Here is a 17,767-nt window from a genome sequence, read left to right as displayed (position 1 = left end):
TGACAGTCCGGGCCACCATCGTCGCCCCGCCCCTGCCACCCGGCGGGTGAGCGCATGACCGAGTGGCTCCTCCTCGCGATCGCACTCGTCCTCATCCTCGCCAACGCGATCTTCGTCGCCGTCGAGTTCGCCTACATCACCGTCGACCGGGCCACCGTCGAGCGGGAGGCCGAGGGTGGGGACAAGCGCTCGCGCTCCCTCCTCGGCGGCCTCAAGACGCTGTCCACCCAGCTCTCCGGCGCCCAGCTGGGCATCACCGTGACCTCGCTGCTCGTCGGCGCGCTCGCCGAGCCGTCCCTGGCCACGCTGCTGCGCGGCCCGCTGGGCCTGACCGGCCTGCCCGACGCCGCGATCACCGGCCTGTCCCTCACCCTCGCCCTCGTCGTCGTCACCTACGTGCAGATGATCGTCGGCGAGCTCGTGCCCAAGAACTGGGCCATCGCCGAGCCGCTGCGGGTGGGCCGCGCCGTCGCGCTGCCCCAGAAGATCTTCGCGACCGTCGCGGGGCCGGTCATCCGGTTCCTCAACGGCGCCGCGAACCTGGTCCTGCGGGCCATGGGCATCGAGCCGCGCGAGGAGCTCGCCTCGGCGCGCACGGCCCAGGAGCTGTCCTCCCTCGTCGACCGCTCCCACCGCCAGGGCACCCTGGACCGGCCGACGGCGGAACTCGTCATGCGCTCCATCGAGTTCGGTCACCACAGCGCCGGGGACGTCATGACCCCGCGCACCCGGGTGCACTTCCTCCGCGCCGACGACCCGGTCGCGGAGGTCATCGCCCAGGCCAGCGCCACCGGCCACGGCCGCTTCCCGGTGATCGTCGACACCGTCGACCGCGTCGTCGGGTTCGTCCACTTCAAGCACGCCCTCTCGGTGCCCGCCGCCGAGCGGGGCGAGCGGCCGATCGGCGACGTCATGGTCGAGCCGCAGGCCGTCTCGGAGACCATGGAGCTCGACCCGCTCCTGGCCACGCTGCGCGACGCCGGCCTGCAGATGGCCGTCGTCGTCGACGAGTACGGCGGCACCGCCGGCATCGTCACCCTCGAGGACCTCCTGGAGGAGATCGTCGGGGAGATCGAGGACGAGCAGGACGACGGCGAACGGCGTCACCACCGCGGCGCCGACGGCAGCCTCACCGTCTCCGGTCTGCTGCGCCCCGACGAGGTCAGCGACCTCATCGACCTCGAGCTGCCCGAGGGTGAGGACTCCGACACCGTCGGCGGACTCGTCACCGAGCTCCTCGGGCGCCTGCCCGAGGTCGGCGACGAGGTGGTCCTGGAGTGCGCGGACCACTCCGACGTCGAGCACGTCGGCCGCCGCACCGTCGAGGTGCGCGCCACCGTGGTGCGCATGGACCACCACCGGGTCGCCGGGGTCCGCCTCCTGCCGCTCGACCACGGCGCCGAGGAGGCCCGCCGATGAGCACCGGAACCGCACTCCTGGTGGCCCTGGGGCTGCTGATCTCCAACGCGTTCTTCGTGGGGGCCGAGTTCGCGCTCATCTCCGCCCGGCGCACCCAGATCGAGCCGCGCGCCGCGGAGGGCTCACGCGTGGCCCGCGTGACCCTGCGCGCCATGGAGCGGGTCTCGCTCATGATGGCCGGCGCCCAGCTGGGCATCACCGTCAGCTCCCTGGGGCTGGGCGCCATCGCCGAGCCCGCGTTGGCCCACCTGCTCGAGCCGGTCTTCGCCTCGCTCGGGGTGCCCGAGGGGCTCGTGCACCCGGTCGCGTTCACGATCGCCCTGGCGATCGTGGTGTTCTTCCACATGGTGCTCGGCGAGATGGTCCCGAAGAACATCGCCCTGGCCGGACCCGACCGCTCCGCGCTCGTCCTCGGGCCGATCCTCTACGGCATCGTGTGGGTCGTCCGGCCGGTCGTGTGGATCCTCAACGAGTCCGCGAACGTCGTGCTGCGTCTCCTGCGGGTCGCCCCGCAGGACGAGGTGACCACCGCCTTCACCCGCGACGAGGTGGCCGGCCTGGTCGCCGAGTCCGGCCGGGAGGGCTTCCTGGACGAGGAGGAGCTCCAGCTGCTCATCGGCGCGCTCGGCTTCGAGGAGCGCACGGTGTCCCAGGTGCTCCTGCCCTCGGCCGAGCTGGTCACCACCACACGCGAGTCCACCGTCGCCGAGCTGGAGGAGCTGAGCGCCACCACCGGCTTCTCGCGCTTCCCGATCCGCTCCGGCGACGGTGCGATGCGTGAGTACGTCCACGTCAAGGACCTGCTCACCACCGACCCGGCCGACCGGGACCTGCCGGTCGCGGCGGCCCGGCTGCGCGCCCTGTCCCAGGTGCGCTCGGACGACTCGCTGCGCACCGTCATGCGGGTCATGCAGCGCGAGGGCGCCCACCTCGCGGCGGTGGAGGAGGGCGGCGCGCTGCTCGGCGTCGTCGCCCTGGAGGATGTGCTCGAGGAGCTCGTGGGCGAGGTTCGCGACGCCACCCGGCGCGACTGAGGCGCCGGCGGGCTCGACGACGGCGAGGGGCCGGGTCCACCATGACCCGGCCCTCGCTGCGGTCAGTCCTCGTCCTCGACGAGCTCGCCCTCCCAGGCCTCCAGCCCCTCGTGGACGGCGAAGGCCGCGATGACGAACCCGGCCACCGGGTCGAGCCACGCGGCACCGGTGAGCTGGAACAGGCCCACCCCCAGAAGCGTGGAGACCGACAGGAGCACGCAGATCCGCGTCTCGGCGGCGTCGGCGAGGATGAGCCGGTCGCCGCCGAGCTGCATGCCCACCCGTCGCTTCGCGGCGGCCAGCAGCGGCATGACGACGATCGAGGCGACGAGCAGGCCGATGCTCACGGGGGAGGCGTCCGGCGTCTCGCCGCCGACGAGGCTGCGGATCCCCTCGACGGTCACGTACGCGGCCAGCAGGAAGAAGGTCACGGCGACGAGCTGCAGCGCGATGCGCTCCTTGTGCTCGTCGGCCTCGCCGTGCCGCAGGCGCGCAGAGAGGCGCAGCGCGACGAGGACGCCCGAGATGGACTCGATGGCCGAGTCGATGCCGAACCCCACCACCGAGACCAGGCCCGCGGCGAGCCCGGCCGTGATCGCCACGGCGCCCTCCACCACGTTGTAGCCGACGGTGAACCGGGCGAGGCGAAGGCCGCGCCGCGTGACGGCCTCGGTCTGGGCCGGGCTGAGGTGGGTGGGCGCGCTCATGATGGTGAGATCCTACGGTCGTCGCGGCAATGACCCTGGGGCGCTTCAGTGACCCGCCCGGCGCGTGCGGCGCGTTTGCGGGGCATTCCGGGCATCGCGTGTGGTTCGCTTGAGGCCGAGGCAGATGCCCGACCCCTTCCCCTGAGGAGACCACACCCATGTCCGACTGGACCCGCGACAGCAGCCAGGGGTCGAACAGCCCCGACGCCTACGGCGCCCCCTCCGCCGACTCCGCCGGCGCCCACCAGACCGGCAGCCAGCAGTACGGCAGCCAGTACGGCCAGACCCCCACCTACGACCAGGGCGGGTACGGCCAGCAGCAGTACGGCCAGACCGGCTCCTACGAGCAGGGCTACGGCTCGCAGTACGGCGCGCCGGTGGCCCCGGCCGCGCCGATGCAGTACTCCCAGCAGAGCGTCGACGCCGACAAGGCCGTCACCCTGTCCCTGGTGTTCGGCATCCTCGGGGTCGTTCTCATGCCGATCATCTTCGGCCCGCTCGCCCTGTGGCAGTCCGGCAAGGCGGAGCGCCTCGGCAAGCCCGCCACCGCGGGCAAGGTCCTGGGCTGGATCGGCACCATCCTCGGCATCCTCGGGGTCATCGCGCTCATCCTCTTCGTCGTCCTCGGCGTGGCGTCGATGGAGTCGATGAGCACGATCTGACGTCCTGCGGGGGCCGGTCACCGCGGGTGGCCGGCCCTCCGGCGTCCTCGGACGTGCGTCGAAGCCTCAGGCCCGCACGTCGACGACGCCCATCATCCCGGCGTCCTCGTGGTCGAGGATGTGGCAGTGGTAGACGGTCCGGCCGGTGAGGTCCTCGAACGGCACCCGCACCACCACGCGTGAGCCCGCCGGGACGGCGACGACGTCGCGCCACGTGGGGGCCGCGACGGCGGCGCCGGCCGCCTCCACCACCTGCATCGGCCACACGTGCAGGTGGAACGGGTGGTCCATCGGGGTGGGGTTGTCGATGACCCACTCCTCGACGGCGCCGGCCGCGACCTCCTGGTCCGTGCGCTCGGCGTCGAACCCGCGACCGTCGAAGCCGAAGGTCATCCCGCCCGGTCCCCGGCCGCGGCCCATGCCCATGGTGAAGGTCAGGGTGCGGCGGGCGGCCGGCTCGACGTCGCGCAGGTCCCGGACGTCACCGGCCGGCGGGAGCTCGGCCGGTGGCTCCGCCGCCGGCCCCGCCACCTCGAGGGTCGCGAGCGTGACCGGCTCCGAGGAGGTGGTCGCCCCGCCCATCATCCCCATCATCCCGCCCCGGTCGTGGGGCAGGGCCCGCAGGGTCGCCGTGCCCTCGGCGGCGGTGACGAGCAGGTCCGCCCGGTTGCCGGGCGCGAGGAGCAGGTCGCCGAGCGACGGCGGCTCGGCCTCGCGGCCGAGGTCGACCCCGAGCACCGTCACCTCCTGACCCTCGAGCTCGAGCCGGAGGTGGCGGGAGGTGCAGGCGTTGACCACCCGCCAGCGCTGCCGCTCGCCCGGTGCGGCCGTGATCCTCGGCCGGACCTGGCCGTTGACGAGGACGGTCTCGCCCTCACGGCCCATCATCCGCTCGGGCATGGACACCTGCCGCACTGCGCCGTCGGCGGTGAGAGAGAGATCCGAGACGACGAGGACCCGGCCGGCCGGCAGGTCGTCCTCGACGACGATGGCGCCGTAGAGGCCGGCGAACATCTGGTCCGCCACCATCCCGTGGTGGTGGGGGTGGTACCAGAACGTGCCCGTCGGGTGGTCGTCGGGGAGCGCGATCTCGTAGTCGAAGCTCTCCCCGGGTTCGATTGCGAGGAACGGGTTGTCGCCGTTGCCCTCCGGGGAGACGTGCAGGCCGTGGACGTGGAGGTTCGTGACGTCGTCGAGCCGGTTGACGAGGCGGACCCGCAGGATGTCGCCCGGGCGCAGCAGCAGCGTCGGGCCCGGCACCGTGCCGTTGTACGTGAGAAGCCGGGCGGTGACGTCGCCGAGCCTCACCTCGCGCTCCGCCATCTCCAGCTCGAGCTCGAGGACGCCGCCCTCGCTCGCGAGCACGACCGGCTCGGTGAGCGTCGCGCCGTCGGCGCCCGGGGTGACGCCGCCTCCCGCGCGCCCGCCCGGCCCGTGGGCGTCCGGCGGCGCGGCGGATCAGGGCAGCGGGGTCTGCGCGGCGCCGATGCCGCCGACGACGACGCTGCCCACGCCCGCGGCGCCGAGGACGAGGGCCTGCCGTCTGGTGAGGGGGCGCATCAGTCCTGCAGCCGCTGGAGCCGCTCCTCGTACTCGGCGGTGTCGATCTCGCCGCGCGCGTAGCGCTCGGCGAGGATCTCCCGCGCCCGTGAAGCACCCGGACCGGACGGCCACGAGGAACCATGGTGACCCGGCCGGCCCGGTTCACCCGGCTGCCACGGCTCACCCGACGGCCCGGCGGTGCCCGGCGGCGGCAGGGCGCGATCGCCGCCGCGGTCGACGCCACCTCCGAGGAGTCTGACCACGAGGACCACGAGCAGGACGATCCCGACGACGAGCAGCAGCCAGAAGAGCCAGCCCCACCCCATCGAGCCGCCCATGCCCCAGCCGTCCCACATCATCGCTGTCCCCTCCCGGTGCGGGCCGTGGCGCTCGTCCGAGCGCGGCCCGCACGTCGAGCGTATGCCGGGGCGGGCCGGGCCCGGCGGCTCCGGGCGCAGGCTTCACGAACTCTTCACGACAGCCGTGTGTCGACACCCGTGCGGTCACGGGTGTCGACGACGATGCCCCCAGCACCCGCTGACCGTCTTGACCCGACCCGGTCCGGGCGGCCATCGTAAGGGCCGGCCCCTGACTGGGCGGGGCCGGGGCGGTGACCGCCCCCGTGGACCCCCGAGGACGTCATGCCTGACCACCGCACGCCCGGCCGGCTCGGCCGCGTGGTCGTGCCTGCGCTCGCGGCAGCGCTGCTCACGTCGTGCGCGGCCGGCGGGGACGCCGGCGACGTCGCAAGGGTCGAGCTCGCGGTCACGTCGGACGCCTCCGGGGCCGCCGTCGAGGACGCACCGCGCGGGGCCGGTGTCGACGGTGCCGCCGGAGCCGCCGCGCTCGGGGTGGACGCCACCGACGACGCAGCGCCTGCAGGCGCCGCCGAACCCAGCGCGGCGAGGCTGCTCGCCACCTCGACACCAGCCACCGCGGCGGACCTCGGCCACGTGCACGACCTCGCCATCGACGAGGCGGACGGCCGGGTCTACGCCGGCACCCACCACGGGCTGTTCGTGCTTCTCGACGGCGCCGCGTACGCCGTGGGTGAGGACCGCCAGGACGTCATGGCGCTGACGGCGGCCGGACCGGGCACGTTCCTCATCAGCGGCCACCCCGGGCCGGACGAACCCGGCAACGCGAACCTCGGCGTCCTCGCCAGCACCGACGGCGGGCTCAGCTGGACCGAGCTCGCCCTCGGCGGGCAGGTGGACTTCCACTCGCTCACCGCCACCGGCGAGCACGTCTACGGCTTCGACGCCACGACCGGCACGGTGCTGCGCAGCGACGACGGCGGAGCCTCGTGGAGCGGCGGGGCCGTGCTCGGCCTGCGCGATCTCGACGCCGACCCCACCGCGGACGGCCGGCTCGTCGCCACGACCGACGCCGGCCTGGTCGTCTCCGACGACGGCGGCGCCACCTTCGGTCCGCACGACCACCAGCCTCCCGAGCCGCTGCTGCTCGTCGACCACGCCGGGGCGGCCCTGGTCGGCCTGGGTCTGGACGGGACGGTCTGGTCGCTCCAGGACGGCACCTGGCACGTCGCGGGAAGTCCCGGCGGAGCCCCGGAGGCGTTCATGGCCCTCGACGAGGAGACCCTCCTGGCCGCCGTCGACGCCGTGGTGCTCCGCAGCCGGGACAGCGGCCAGACCTGGGACGCCATCTCCTGAGTCGCCGACGCTGAAGGCATCGGCCGGACCGGGTGCCGAGGCCAGGAGTCCCTCAGCGGTCCGGCCGACCCAGCCCCGGGCAGGTGGCCACGGCGGTGCCCGAGCAGGGGCACTGCGCCGGGCACACGCCCGTGGGGCCGGTCACCCGGTGACGCGGATGAATGTGGGGCTGGAGTTGTAGATCGGGCCCTCGGTCAGCGGTGTCCCCGGCTGGCGGGCGGCGATGTTGTTCCCGTTGCCCGTGTAGATGCCGACGTGCCCGGGCCAGGTGACGAGGTCCCCGGGCCGTGCGTCGGCGGCCGAGACCCGGGTGCCGATCGTTGCCTGCGCGGCAGAGGTGCGCGGCAGCGCGACGCCGAACTGGGCGTACACGTAGCTCGTGAACCCGGAGCAGTCGAAACCCGCGGGGGTCGTCCCGCCCCACACGTACGGCACACCCAGGAACTGTCGGGCGTACGCGACCACGGCTTCCCCGCTCAGTGCGGCGGCAGGTGCGGGGGCGGGCTCGGCGACCGGCGCGGGCTCGGCCGCGGCGGCGATCGGCGCGGCGCGCTCGGCCGCGGCGGCGATCGGCGCGGCGCGCTCGGCCGAGCGTGAGACCGCGGCCGAGGTGCGGTCGACCGGAGCGGCGGCCGCCGGCACCGGCTCCGGCTCGGGCGCGGGCGGTGGAGCGGCCTGGGCCGTCGCGACGTCGTCGACGGTCCAGACGATGTCCGCCGGGACCTTGACGGTCGGTGTGGTGACCATCGCGGTCAGGGCCTCGCTCGTCGCGGCTCGGACGTCGACGTTGGGTAGCGAGGACGCCTCGGGGGTGGCGGTGGCCGAGGTCGCGGCCATGGTCAGGACGAGGCCGGAGGACGCCATCGCGGCGAGACCGCGACGGACGGGGACCCCCTCGAGGGCGACGGTGAGCGGCGTGGACGGGCGGAGCGCGGCACGGTGCCGTGCGTGTGTGGTCACAGTTCTCCTGGTCGTCTGCGAGGTGAGCTGTCGGGTTCGGCGGGAGAGCTGCCGGCGCGAGGACTCGCGCTTGACCCCAAGGCCCCGGGGGGCCACGTGCGTGGTTCCCCCGCCCCTGCTGCGGTGTCGGTGTCCGCGGGCGGCAGCAGGGTTCGACGTCCGTCCGGGGCCGGGCGGCGTGCCGGCGGACGTCACGCTATCCGCGCCGGGCCGGCGAAGTCACGCTGCGGTAACGGCCTTCATCGAAACATCATCAACTCCCGCGGCAGTCCCGTCGTCCATGAGGACACGACGTGCGGCGGCCACGTCGTTCATGAAGAACTGACGAACTCGGCCCTACCCGCTTGCGCGTCCCGGCGCGGTCGTCGAGCCTGACCCTGCTGCGGGCCGGCGTCGCGCCGCGTCGGCGCCACGACACCCACCACGTCCGAAAGAAGGCAGGCTCATGCTCCGCTCCCTCACGAACCGCCGATCCGCGGTTGCCGCCGCAACCCTCGCCACCGTCCTCGTCCTGGGCGCCTGCTCGGAGGCGGCCGACCCCGCAGCGACGCCGACCACGGCATCGACCACCACAGCGGCGACCGGGGCGGCCGACGAGGCCACCAGCGAGTCCACGACGGACGAGTCCATGACGGACGCCGCGCACAACGACGCCGACACCGAGTTCGCGCAGATGATGATCGTCCACCACGAGGGTGCGATCGAGATGGCCGAGCTGGCCGCCTCGGACGCGAGCACCGAGGAGGTGCGTGCCCTCGGCGAGCGGATCAGTGCAGCCCAGGGACCGGAGATCGACCTCATGACCTCCTGGCTCGACGCCTGGGGCGAGGCCGGGGCGGCCGAGGAGGACATGGCCGGGATGGACCACGGCGGCATGGACATGGGCGGGCTGAGCCAGGAGGAGGCGATGGCCGAGCTGGAGAGCGCCGAGGGCGCCGACCTCGACCGGCGCTTCCTCGAGCTCATGATCGAGCACCACCGCGGAGCGATCGAGATGGCTGAGGGGCAGCTCGACGAGGGAGCTGATCCTGCCGCGCTCGCGCTCGCGGAGCAGATCATCGCCGACCAGGAGGCGGAGATCGCCGAGATGGAGGAGCTGCTCGCCGGTCTGTGACCTTCTCCCGGCGGGGCACGCCCCCGCCGGGATCTTCATCGATTCTTGACCGCAGCGTGATCAGACCCCCTGGGTGCGGGGGTCAGGCTTGCCGGAGCGGACCGGCGCCCGAGCCGGCCTGGACGCCGGCGCGAGCGAGCCGGCCTGGAGGAGGTCCGGCGTGGACGGTCAGGTCCCGGTGCTGACGGTGGTGCACGCCCCCGCGTGCCACCTCTGCGACGACGCCGTGGAGGCGCTGCGGGAGATCGCGGCGGTGCAGCCGCTGCGCGTCGAGGTGGTCGAGCTCGAGTCCCCGGAGGGCCGGCGGCTCGCCGCCGAGCACCGCCCGGCGATGAACCCCCTCGTCCTCCTCGACGGCGCCCGGTTCAGCGCCGGGCGCCTCCCGCGCCGCAAGCTGCTCAAGGCGCTGGCCGAGCGGTCGCGCCGTGCCGCGGCCGGAGCCCGCTGATGGGCACCGAGCTCCTCGCCACCGGCAGCGTCCTCGCCGCCTTCCTCGCCGGTGGCGTGGCCCTCTTCGCGCCGTGCTGCATCGTCTTCCTCGCGCCGAGCTACCTCGCCGGCGCGGTGCGCAACCACCGGTGGAAGCTGTTGCCGCTCACGTTCGTCTTCACCGCCGGCCTCGCGCTCGTCCTGGTGCCCATCACGCTCGGGATGAGCCTGGTGGCCGGGGCGATCGCGCGCTACCACGCACCGCTGTACTGGGCGGGCGGGCTCCTCATGCTCGCCCTGGCGGCCCTGTCGCTCTCGGGGCGCATGTGGTCCCTGCCCGGCTTCCTGCGCGCACCGGACACCTCCCGCGGTGACACCGCCAGCTTCTTCGCCCTCGGGGTCTTCGCCGGCATCGCCTCCTCGTGCTGCGCCCCCGTCCTCGCCGGCGTGATGACCCTCTCGGCGCTGTCCGGCTCGGCCGCCGGAGGTCTCGTGCTCGGCCTCGCGTACGTCTTCGGCATGGTCTTCCCCCTCTTCGTCATGGCCCTGGTGTGGGACCGGGCGCGGCTGGGCGAGCGCAAGCTCTTCCGGGCGCGGCTGGTGCGCATCCGCCTCGCCGGCCGCGTGCTCGTGACGAACACCCTCAACATCGTCGTCGCCGTCGCGTTCGCCGTCATGGGTGCGGGCGTCATCGCCCTCGCCGGCAGCCCCGACATGACCGGCGGCACGGCGGCGCAGGAGTCGGTCGGTGCCGGGCTCGCGCGGATCTTCGGCGCGCTCCAGGACCGCCTGGCACCGGTCCCCGAGCCCGTCCTCGGCGCGGCGCTGCTCCTGCTCGCCCTGGTGTTCGTCGTCGCCACGCTCCGGGACCGGCGCCGCGGCGCCCGCCCGGACGGGGACGCGCCGGGGACAGGTCCGGCGACCCCCGAGCCGGCCGACGACACGTCCTCCCACCCCACACGTCCGGAAGGCCTGGTCCGATGACCGCACGCACCGCTCCCGCCCCGGCCCACCCGGGCGTGACCCCCTCCCGGCGGGAGCGCCGGGCCCGGATCGCCTGGGTCGTGGGCCTGCTCGTCGTGGTGACCGTCGCCGTCGCCGCCCTCCTCGGCGCCCGGGCCACCGACAGCGACGCCGTCCGGACGGCACCGGACTTCACCCTGCCGACCACGGACGGCGGGAGCGTCACCCTGTCCGAGCTGCGCGGCTCGCCCGTGGTCCTGTACTTCAACGAGGGGGCCGGGTGCGGCTCGTGCACCGTGCAGATGACCGCGATCGAGCAGGAGCCGGGCTTCGCCGAGGCCGGGATCGAGGTGCTCCCGATCGTCATGAACACGGCTGAGCAGATCCTGCCCGACCTGCAGACGTACGGGGCCACCACCCCCTACCTCCTCGACGACGGCACCGTCTCCGAGGCGTACGGCGTGCTCGGCACCGGGATGCACGAGGGGCTGCCCGGGCACGGCTTCGTCCTCGTCGACGCCGACGGCGTCCAGCGGTGGCAGGGCGAGTACCCCTCGATGTGGCTCGCCCCCGCCGACCTGCTCGAGGAGGTCACCTCGCGCCTGTGAGCGGAGGCGGCCCGCCCACCGGCACGACCAGGACGCCAACCCTGAAGATCCGGTGAACATCGGGCCCGGGTCCGCACCAGGTTCGGCGTGCGGGTACCTCGGCCCGCACAATGTCCGGGTGAGAGCCACGGACCCGCCGCCGCGCATCCTCGTCGTCGACGACGAGGCCCCGCTCGCCCGGCTGGTCGCCGGGTACTTCGAGCGGGACGGGTTCGACGTCGCGGTCGTCGGTGACGGCGCGAGCGCGGTCGAGCACGCCCGAACGTGGCGGCCCACGGTGATCGTGCTCGACCTCGGCCTGCCGGGCGTCGACGGGATCGAGGTGTGCCGCGCGGTCCGGTCGTTCTCCGACTGCTACATCGTCATGCTCACCGCCCGCGCGGAGGAGGTGGACAAGCTGGTCGGGCTGTCCGTCGGCGCCGACGACTACGTCACCAAGCCGTTCAGCCCGCGCGAGCTCCTCGCCCGCGTGCGTGCGATGCTGCGCCGCCCCCGGGCCGCGCAGCCCGCCGGTGCCGAGCCGGTGCGGATCGGCCGGCTGCGCCTGGACCTGCCCGGTCGCGAGGTCGATGTCGACGGCGAGCCGGTGGAGCTGACGCGCACCGAGTTCGACGTCCTGGCCGCCCTCGTGGCCCGGCCGGCCATGGTCTTCTCCCGCCGCCGCCTCATCGAGGAGGTGTGGGGGCCGGGCTGGGTGGGCGACGAGCACCTCGTCGACGTCCACATCGGGCACCTGCGCCGCAAGCTCGGTGACGACCCGGCGGCGCCGGTGTTCGTGCGTACGGTCCGCGGGGTGGGGTACCGCATGGGGCCGGGGACGTGAGACGGGCGGCGTCGTGGGGCCTCGCGCCGCGACTGCTCGCGGCCACGGTCGCGGCGGTGCTCGTCGTCGCGGCGACGGCCTGGGCGATCGCCGCCCTGGTCGGGCCGTCGGTCTTCCACGACCACCTGGCGGTCAGTGGCGTGGACGACCCCGACGCCGTCCTGCACGCCGAGCGCGCCTTCGCCGACGCCGCGGGCCTGTCCCTCACGCTCGGCCTGGTCGCCGGTGTGCTCGCCGCCGCCGCGGTCAGCGCCTTCATCGCCCGCCGGGCCGCTCGGTCCCTCACCCTCGCGACGACGGCCGCGGGACGGGTCGCGGCCGGCGACCACTCCGCGCGCGTGCCGGCGGTGGGCATCGGCCGCGAGTTCGACGAGCTCGCCGCTGCCTTCAACACCATGGCCGCAGATCTCGGCTCGGTGGAGTCCGGCCGCCGCCGGATGCTCGGTGACCTCGCGCACGAGATGCGCACGCCGGTCGCCACCCTCGAGGCCTACCTCGAGGCGATCGCCGACGGCGTCCAGCCGGCCGACGCCGAGACGGTCGCGATGCTGCGGGGCCAGGTCGTCCGGCTGGCCCGCCTCGCCGAGGACGTCGCCCTGGTGACCACCGCGGAGGAGGGGCGCCTGGCGATGCGCCGCGCGCCGGTGGGCGTCGGCACGGTCGTGGACGCCGCGCACGCGCAGGCCGCGGGGCGGTTCGCCGAGCTCGGCGTCGACCTGGCCGTCCGGGCGGCACCGGACGCTCGGTCCGTGGTGCTCGACGCCGACGCCGACCGGCTCGGGCAGGTCCTGACCAACCTCCTCGACAACGCCCTGCGGCACACCCCGGCCGGGGGGCACGTCGCCCTCGAGGCCCGCCGGATCGGCCCGGGCGTGGCCGTGACGGTCGCCGACGACGGCGAGGGCGTCAGCGCCGAGCACCTCCCGCACCTGTTCGAGCGGTTCTACCGGGTGGACTCGGCGCGGGACCGCACCCGCGGCGGCTCAGGGGTGGGGCTGGCGATCGTCCGGGCGATCGTCGAGGCTCACGGCGGCACGGTCCGGGCCGCGAGCGACGGGCCCGGCGCGGGCGCACGGTTCACCGTCACCCTGCCCGTGTCGGTCACGCCGGCGCGCGTCGTCGGTCGGGAGGAGGGGAACCATGGCGCACGGTCACGGTGAGGTCCGGCTCGAGACGGGGGAGGCCCGTCGGGTGCGCACGGTGCTGGCCGCGTTCGTGCTCCCGCTGCTTCTCGCCACGATCGTCGGCCTGGTGGTGCTGTGGCCACGCGGGGAGACCCCGGTCGGGTCGATGCCGCTGACGGTGGAGGGTGTGACGATCGAGAACGGCGTCGTCGAACGGGTGGCCACGCCGCCGGGGCAGACCATCGTCGTCGAGCTGACGAGCGGCGCCGACGAGGGTGACCAGGTTCCGGTCCAGCTTCCCCCCGCGCTGGCCGCCGAGGCGGACGCGGGTGACCGGGTCAAGGTCGCCTCGCCCGGTCCGGAGGGCGGGGAGTACTCGTTCTGGGACTTCGACCGCCGGTCGCCGGTGCTCTGGCTCGCGCTGGCCTACCTGCTGTCCGTCGCCGTGGTGGCCCGCGGGCGGGGCCTGGCCGCCGTCGTGGGCCTGGTGGGTTCCCTGGCGGTCACCGTGTACTTCGTGCTGCCCGCGATCATGGTGGGGCAGTCGCCCTTCCTCGTCGCGCTCGTGGGCTCCTCGGCGATGATGTTCCTGGCGGTGTACCTCGCCCACGGCATCTCCATCCGCACGACGACGGCGCTGCTGGGCACCTTTGCCGGTCTCGCCATCACGATCGCGCTCGCCGCGTGGGGCACCCGGGCGGCCGAGCTCACCGGTTCGGGCGACGGCGTGCCGATCATCCAGGAGTCCTTCCCCGGGGTGCGGCTGAGTGACCTCGTGCTCGCGGGCATCGTCATCGCCGGCCTCGGCGCGCTCAACGACGTCACCATCACGCAGGCCTCGGCCGTGTGGGAGCTGCACGCCGCCGACCCACGGGCGTCGCGCCGGCGGCTCTTCGGACGCGGCATGCGGATCGGCCGCGACCACATCGCCTCGACGGTCTACACCCTTGCCTTCGCCTACGTCGGCACCGCTCTGCCCCTGCTCATCGTCGCCAGCCTGTGGGACCGGGCGCCGCTCGACACGGTGATGTCCGGCGACATCGCGGAGGAGGTCGTCCGAACGCTCGTGTCCTCGATCGGGCTCGTCCTGGCGATCCCCATCACGACCGGCATCGCCGCCGTCCTCGTCCGCCGGCAGCCGCGACGGCACTGAGACCCGATGGCGGGGCGGCCTTCCACCGGCGCGTGCCCGTGTTCCACCTCGAGGCCGGGCTGCGCAGCGGCGACCTCTCCTCGCCGTTCCGCGAGGAGGCGAACCGCTGGGTGACCTCTCAGGTGACCTCGCTGCACCTGGCACCGACGGCGGGTGCGCGGGCGAACCTCGTGCGCGAGCACGTGGACGCCGGTGACGTCGTCGTCACGGGCAACACGGTCATCGACGCCCTCCTGCACGCGGTGGGACGTCCCACCACTGTCACCGACCCCCGGCTGCGTGCGGCGATGGCCGCCGGGCGGCCGCTGGTGCTCGTCACCGTCCACCGGCGCGAGAGCTGGGGCGCCCCGATGGCGGGGATCGGCCGGGCGGTCGCCCGCCTGGCGCTGATGCTGCCCGGGCACACCTTCGTCCTGCCCGTGCACCGCAACCCCACCGGGCGGGAGGCGTTGCTGCCGGCCGTGGCCGGTCTGGGCAACGTGGTGGTCACCGAGCCGCTGCCGTACGGGGAGTTCACCGCGGTCGTGGCGGCGTCGTCGATCGTCGTCACCGACTCCGGTGGCGTGCAGGAGGAGGCCCCGGCGCTCGGCAAGCCGGTGCTCGTGCTGCGTGAGAACACCGAACGGCCCGAGGCGGTCGAGGCCGGGACGGTCCGCCTCGTGGGGACGGAGGAGGAGGCGGTGGTCGCCGCCGTCGCCCAGCTGGCCACGGACCCGGACGCGTACGCGGCGATGTCCCGGGCGGTGAACCCCTACGGGGACGGCCGGGCGGGGGAGCGGGTGGTCGCCGCGATCGAGGCGTTCTTCGGGCTCGGGGCGCGGATGCCGGACTTCGAGCCGGAGCTGGCGGGGGTGTGACCGCGGGTAGTCCGCGGCGCGGAGTCGTGCGGGGATGCGCGGCGCCGAGCTGCGGGGTGTTGAGGGGCCCGAGTCGTGCGGGGATGCGCGGCGCCGAGTTGTGGGTTTGTTGCAGTCCGGAGGACGGTCGGGCAGCAACAACCCCCAACTCGACGAACGGATGCGGCGTGGCGACGGGCACGGTCGGATGTGGCGTGATGACGGGTGCTGACCGGTGAGCGCGAGGCGCGGCGGCGCATCCCTGCGCACTGTCGCCGGCTGGGTGCTGATCGTGGCGGCGCTGGTCTTCGTCGTCGTCGGTCTCGCTGCGGCGCTCGGCGTCTACGGCGAGCAGTCGCCCGGCCGGTGGTACCTCACCGCCAGGCTGCTCGTCGGCGGGGCCGTCGTCGGCTACCTCGGGGCCCGGCTGGCCGGCCTTCCCCGACGCGGCCGCTGACCGGCGGCACCAAGCCGACGCGGCCGCTGACCGGCTGCACCGGGCCGCCGAGCGCCGACGGCTCACGACTCCAGACCGGTGAAGGTGTACACCGGCTGGACGCCGGAGTCCTTCTCGTGCCCGGTGAGCGTGCCCGTGACGTGAAGCGTGACGAGCACGGCCTCGCCCGGTTCCATCGTCGTCGGGAGGCCGAGGTCGGCGGGGCCGGACGACTCCCAGGAGGCGAGCGTCGCCGCGCTGACGGCGTCACCGGACTCGTCAGTCACCCGCACCTCGAGCGTGAGCTCCTCGGCCAGGACGGCGACGTCGTCGGGCGATGGCGTCGTCGTCAGGGTGAGGACGGCGACGGGGAGCGTGCCGTCGTTGCGGATCTCGACCACGCGGGTGAGGTCCACCTGCGAGCCGCGCACGTCGTCGGCGAGGGCGTACTCGTCCGCCGGGACGTCGAGGGCGGCTCCGTCGACCGCGACGATCTTGAGCTTGAGATGGCCGGTGGTGATGGTGTGCGTGACCGCCACGCTGTCGGACCAGACGGCGTAGGTGCCCTGGCCCGCGAGGCCGGCACCCAGCACGGCGGCGAGGAGGAGGCTCGCGCTCCATGCGAGCTTGGTGCGGACCGGGAGTCGGGCGCGGCTCATGGCGCGTCCTCACTTTCTCTTACGGGGACGGGGTGGGCGGCGCGGACCCGTCCTCGCCACCACTGGTCGGGCAGGAACAGCGACACCAGGGCGTACAGCACGACGCCGGCACCGGCCACGATGAGCGCACTCCTGGCCTCCGGCTGCCGGACGGCGACGACGCTGTAGCCGAGGTAGGGGACGGCGGCGGCGAGGCGGTAGGAGTCCTCGCCGCGCAGGGTCACCTGCCACGGGTCTGGGTCGTCGTTCGCGTCGCCCTTGGTCTCGTACACGCGCTCCCCGTCGAGGACGGTGATGGAGACGATGCGGTGGGTGATGAGCTCGTCGGCGTCGCCCGGGTCACGGAAGGTGATGACGTCGCCGACGGCGAGGTCGGCGGTCGGGACCCGCTGCACCACGGCGATGGAGCCGACCGGGAGGTCGGGTTCCATGCTTCCGGACAGCACAGGGTGGGCCTGCCACCGGCCCGTGACGACCGCGGTGGCGGACACCGCGACCACGAGCACCGCCGCGACCAGCGCCAGTGTGCTGAGCCGGCGGGCCGCCGTGCGGAGCGCGGGCGGGAGCCCGCGCGGTCGTGGGGCGGCCCGGCCGGATCGTGGCGTGGGTCCGCGGTGGTCCGTGGTCCGCGGCATCTCGCCTCCCTCATCGGTCCTTCTGGACGGCGAGTCCGGTGCTGTCACCACCGGACCGCCGGTGGGTGCCGGCCCGAAGGCGGGCCGGCACCGTGATGGCTAGCTGCGCACCTCAGGGATCTCGAGCATCGGGGTGCCGCCGTCGCCGTCCACGCCGTGGAAGGTGACGGTGACGGTCATGGACTTGCCCTGGGCGGCGTCCGGCAGGACGGTGTCGGTCCAGAAGTCGAACCACAGGGTCGTGGTCGAACCGGCGGGCATGGCATAGCCGGGGCTCTTGTAGAGGTGGGAACCGCTGGCGGGGCCGTTGACGCCGTCCGCAGCGTCACGCACGTCGTTCAGCCTCATGATGACGTTGTCGGTGAGCTCCAGGTCACCCGCGACATCAACCTCGTACCACGCGGCCTTCATCGGCAGTGACCCGACGTTCTGGATGATGACGTCCTGGATGTAGGAGAACGAACCATCCTCGAGCGGCGTCGTGAAGGTGACGGAGTCGCCGTCGGCGGCGATGACGATGCTCTCGGGTGCGCCCGAGAGGGCGTAGGCGTCGATGATCTGGAGGTCGGCGGTGCCGGTGGTGAGGTCCTCGACGGCGTCGACCGAGTCTGCCCACTGCGCGCCGGTGCCCACGCCCACGAGGGCGAGGCCGACGGCGGCTGTGCTGGCGAGACCTGCGAACTTCTTGCGGTTGAACATGATTCCTCCATCAGGGCGCGCGCGAGCGCGCCCGCGATCCTGGTTCGGATGGCGCGACCGCGCCGATGACGGGGCGATGCGCGCGTAGCATGGAGGCAGCGGTAGGGCCGTCCGCTCGATCCGCTGCTGACGCGCTCCGCGGGTGCACCGCGGGGCGCGTCTCACCGCGTGCCGTGGGCCGGCGGGCCTCGGCCACTGCCGAGGTGGTGCGCGCAGCACCAGCCGCGCGGCGCGGGCCGGAAGATGCGGCCCGGAGCCTGCCGTGTCATGGCGGCCCCTCAGTTGTCGAGC

Annotated in this window: 21 protein-coding genes and 1 riboswitch; of the genes, 13 read left to right on the top strand and 8 right to left on the bottom strand. The window is 74.1% G+C overall.

The window, feature by feature from the left end; translation table 11 throughout:
* Positions 1-54: 54 nt before the first annotated feature.
* Together AAEM63_RS16505 and AAEM63_RS16500 are read left to right on the top strand one after the other, a co-directional pair.
* Positions 55-1,419 (top strand): hemolysin family protein, encoded by a 1,365-nt coding sequence (locus AAEM63_RS16505; protein ID WP_341359314.1) that lies wholly within the window; start codon positions 55-57, stop codon positions 1,417-1,419.
* Positions 1,416-2,453 carry a hemolysin family protein gene (locus AAEM63_RS16500; RefSeq protein WP_341359313.1) on the top strand — a complete coding sequence of 346 codons (1,038 nt, stop codon included), beginning with the start codon at positions 1,416-1,418 and terminating at the stop codon, positions 2,451-2,453. Before AAEM63_RS16505 ends, AAEM63_RS16500 begins: the two co-directional genes overlap by 4 nt.
* Positions 2,454-2,515: 62 nt before the next feature.
* Here the strand turns inward: AAEM63_RS16500 and AAEM63_RS16495 are convergent, their stop codons facing one another.
* On the bottom strand, positions 2,516-3,160 hold the full coding sequence (locus tag AAEM63_RS16495; protein WP_341359312.1) for a cation transporter: 645 nt from the start codon (positions 3,158-3,160) through the stop codon (positions 2,516-2,518).
* A gap of 158 nt (positions 3,161-3,318) precedes the next feature.
* Between AAEM63_RS16495 and AAEM63_RS16490 the strand changes: the two genes are divergently transcribed.
* Positions 3,319-3,822, top strand: coding sequence for a DUF4190 domain-containing protein (locus tag AAEM63_RS16490; protein WP_341359311.1), 504 nt, complete (start codon positions 3,319-3,321; stop codon positions 3,820-3,822).
* A gap of 66 nt (positions 3,823-3,888) precedes the next feature.
* Here AAEM63_RS16490 and AAEM63_RS16485 read toward each other — a convergent pair whose 3' ends face one another.
* The 3 genes from AAEM63_RS16485 to AAEM63_RS16475 form a co-directional block, all read right to left on the bottom strand.
* Positions 3,889-5,187 carry a multicopper oxidase family protein gene (locus AAEM63_RS16485; RefSeq protein WP_341359310.1) on the bottom strand — a complete coding sequence of 433 codons (1,299 nt, stop codon included), beginning with the start codon at positions 5,185-5,187 and terminating at the stop codon, positions 3,889-3,891.
* 93 nt (positions 5,188-5,280) lie between these two features.
* Positions 5,281-5,382 carry a twin-arginine translocation signal domain-containing protein gene (locus AAEM63_RS16480; protein ID WP_341359309.1) on the bottom strand — a complete coding sequence of 34 codons (102 nt, stop codon included), beginning with the start codon at positions 5,380-5,382 and terminating at the stop codon, positions 5,281-5,283.
* On the bottom strand, positions 5,382-5,723 hold the full coding sequence (locus tag AAEM63_RS16475) for an SHOCT domain-containing protein (protein ID WP_341359308.1): 342 nt from the start codon (positions 5,721-5,723) through the stop codon (positions 5,382-5,384). Before AAEM63_RS16475 ends, AAEM63_RS16480 begins: the two co-directional genes overlap by 1 nt.
* 282 nt (positions 5,724-6,005) lie before the next feature.
* On the opposite strand from AAEM63_RS16475, the gene AAEM63_RS16470 reads away from it, so the two are divergent.
* Positions 6,006-7,037: a F510_1955 family glycosylhydrolase gene (locus AAEM63_RS16470; RefSeq protein WP_341359307.1), complete on the top strand. Its 1,032-nt coding sequence runs from the start codon at positions 6,006-6,008 to the stop codon at positions 7,035-7,037.
* A gap of 141 nt (positions 7,038-7,178) precedes the next feature.
* On the opposite strand, the gene AAEM63_RS16465 is transcribed toward AAEM63_RS16470, so the two are convergent.
* Positions 7,179-7,997: a C40 family peptidase gene (locus AAEM63_RS16465; protein WP_341359306.1), complete on the bottom strand. Its 819-nt coding sequence runs from the start codon at positions 7,995-7,997 to the stop codon at positions 7,179-7,181.
* Positions 7,995-8,139: riboswitch (cyclic di-AMP (ydaO/yuaA leader) on the bottom strand. Its footprint overlaps the gene before it by 3 nt.
* A 303-nt stretch (positions 8,140-8,442) precedes the next feature.
* Here AAEM63_RS16465 and AAEM63_RS16460 point away from each other — a divergent pair.
* From AAEM63_RS16460 to AAEM63_RS16420, 9 genes are all read left to right on the top strand, one after another.
* The gene (locus tag AAEM63_RS16460) at positions 8,443-9,111 is read left to right on the top strand and encodes a DUF305 domain-containing protein (RefSeq protein WP_341359305.1); all 669 of its coding nucleotides are present in this window, start codon (positions 8,443-8,445) and stop codon (positions 9,109-9,111) included.
* 160 nt (positions 9,112-9,271) lie between these two features.
* The gene (locus AAEM63_RS16455) at positions 9,272-9,559 is read left to right on the top strand and encodes a glutaredoxin (protein WP_341359304.1); all 288 of its coding nucleotides are present in this window, start codon (positions 9,272-9,274) and stop codon (positions 9,557-9,559) included.
* The gene (locus AAEM63_RS16450) at positions 9,559-10,524 is read left to right on the top strand and encodes a cytochrome c biogenesis CcdA family protein (RefSeq protein ID WP_341359303.1); all 966 of its coding nucleotides are present in this window, start codon (positions 9,559-9,561) and stop codon (positions 10,522-10,524) included. Before AAEM63_RS16455 ends, AAEM63_RS16450 begins: the two co-directional genes overlap by 1 nt.
* Entirely contained in the window at positions 10,521-11,111 is a 591-nt protein-coding gene (locus AAEM63_RS16445) for a peroxiredoxin family protein (protein ID WP_341359302.1), read from the top strand. Before AAEM63_RS16450 ends, AAEM63_RS16445 begins: the two co-directional genes overlap by 4 nt.
* A gap of 118 nt (positions 11,112-11,229) precedes the next feature.
* Complete coding sequence (locus AAEM63_RS16440; protein WP_341359301.1) at positions 11,230-11,934, top strand: response regulator transcription factor; 705 nt, start codon at positions 11,230-11,232, stop codon at positions 11,932-11,934.
* Positions 11,931-13,094, top strand: a complete 1,164-nt coding sequence (locus tag AAEM63_RS16435; RefSeq protein WP_341359300.1) for an ATP-binding protein — start codon at positions 11,931-11,933, stop codon at positions 13,092-13,094. The genes AAEM63_RS16440 and AAEM63_RS16435 overlap by 4 nt, the downstream gene beginning before the upstream one ends.
* Entirely contained in the window at positions 13,075-14,211 is a 1,137-nt protein-coding gene (locus AAEM63_RS16430; protein ID WP_341359299.1) for a YibE/F family protein, read from the top strand. The genes AAEM63_RS16435 and AAEM63_RS16430 overlap by 20 nt, the downstream gene beginning before the upstream one ends.
* Positions 14,208-15,068 carry a UDP-N-acetylglucosamine 2-epimerase (non-hydrolyzing) gene (wecB, locus tag AAEM63_RS16425; RefSeq protein ID WP_341361399.1) on the top strand — a complete coding sequence of 287 codons (861 nt, stop codon included), beginning with the start codon at positions 14,208-14,210 and terminating at the stop codon, positions 15,066-15,068. The genes AAEM63_RS16430 and wecB overlap by 4 nt, the downstream gene beginning before the upstream one ends.
* 214 nt (positions 15,069-15,282) lie before the next feature.
* Positions 15,283-15,504: a hypothetical protein gene (locus AAEM63_RS16420; RefSeq protein ID WP_341359298.1), complete on the top strand. Its 222-nt coding sequence runs from the start codon at positions 15,283-15,285 to the stop codon at positions 15,502-15,504.
* Positions 15,505-15,566: 62 nt separating this feature from the next.
* Here the strand turns inward: AAEM63_RS16420 and AAEM63_RS16415 are convergent, their stop codons facing one another.
* The 3 genes from AAEM63_RS16415 to AAEM63_RS16405 form a co-directional block, all read right to left on the bottom strand.
* Positions 15,567-16,142, bottom strand: a complete 576-nt coding sequence (locus AAEM63_RS16415; protein WP_341359297.1) for a TasA family protein — start codon at positions 16,140-16,142, stop codon at positions 15,567-15,569.
* Positions 16,139-16,777, bottom strand: coding sequence for a signal peptidase I (locus AAEM63_RS16410; protein WP_341359296.1), 639 nt, complete (start codon positions 16,775-16,777; stop codon positions 16,139-16,141). The genes AAEM63_RS16415 and AAEM63_RS16410 overlap by 4 nt, the downstream gene beginning before the upstream one ends.
* 99 nt (positions 16,778-16,876) lie before the next feature.
* Positions 16,877-17,476 carry a hypothetical protein gene (locus tag AAEM63_RS16405; RefSeq protein ID WP_341359295.1) on the bottom strand — a complete coding sequence of 200 codons (600 nt, stop codon included), beginning with the start codon at positions 17,474-17,476 and terminating at the stop codon, positions 16,877-16,879.
* Positions 17,477-17,767: the final 291 nt, after the last annotated feature.

Source organism: Georgenia sp. M64 (assembly GCF_038049925.1).
GTDB lineage: Bacteria > Actinomycetota > Actinomycetes > Actinomycetales > Actinomycetaceae > Georgenia.
The sequence above is the reverse complement of the archived record's forward strand: the minus strand, read 5'-3'. Positions and strand labels throughout refer to the sequence as shown.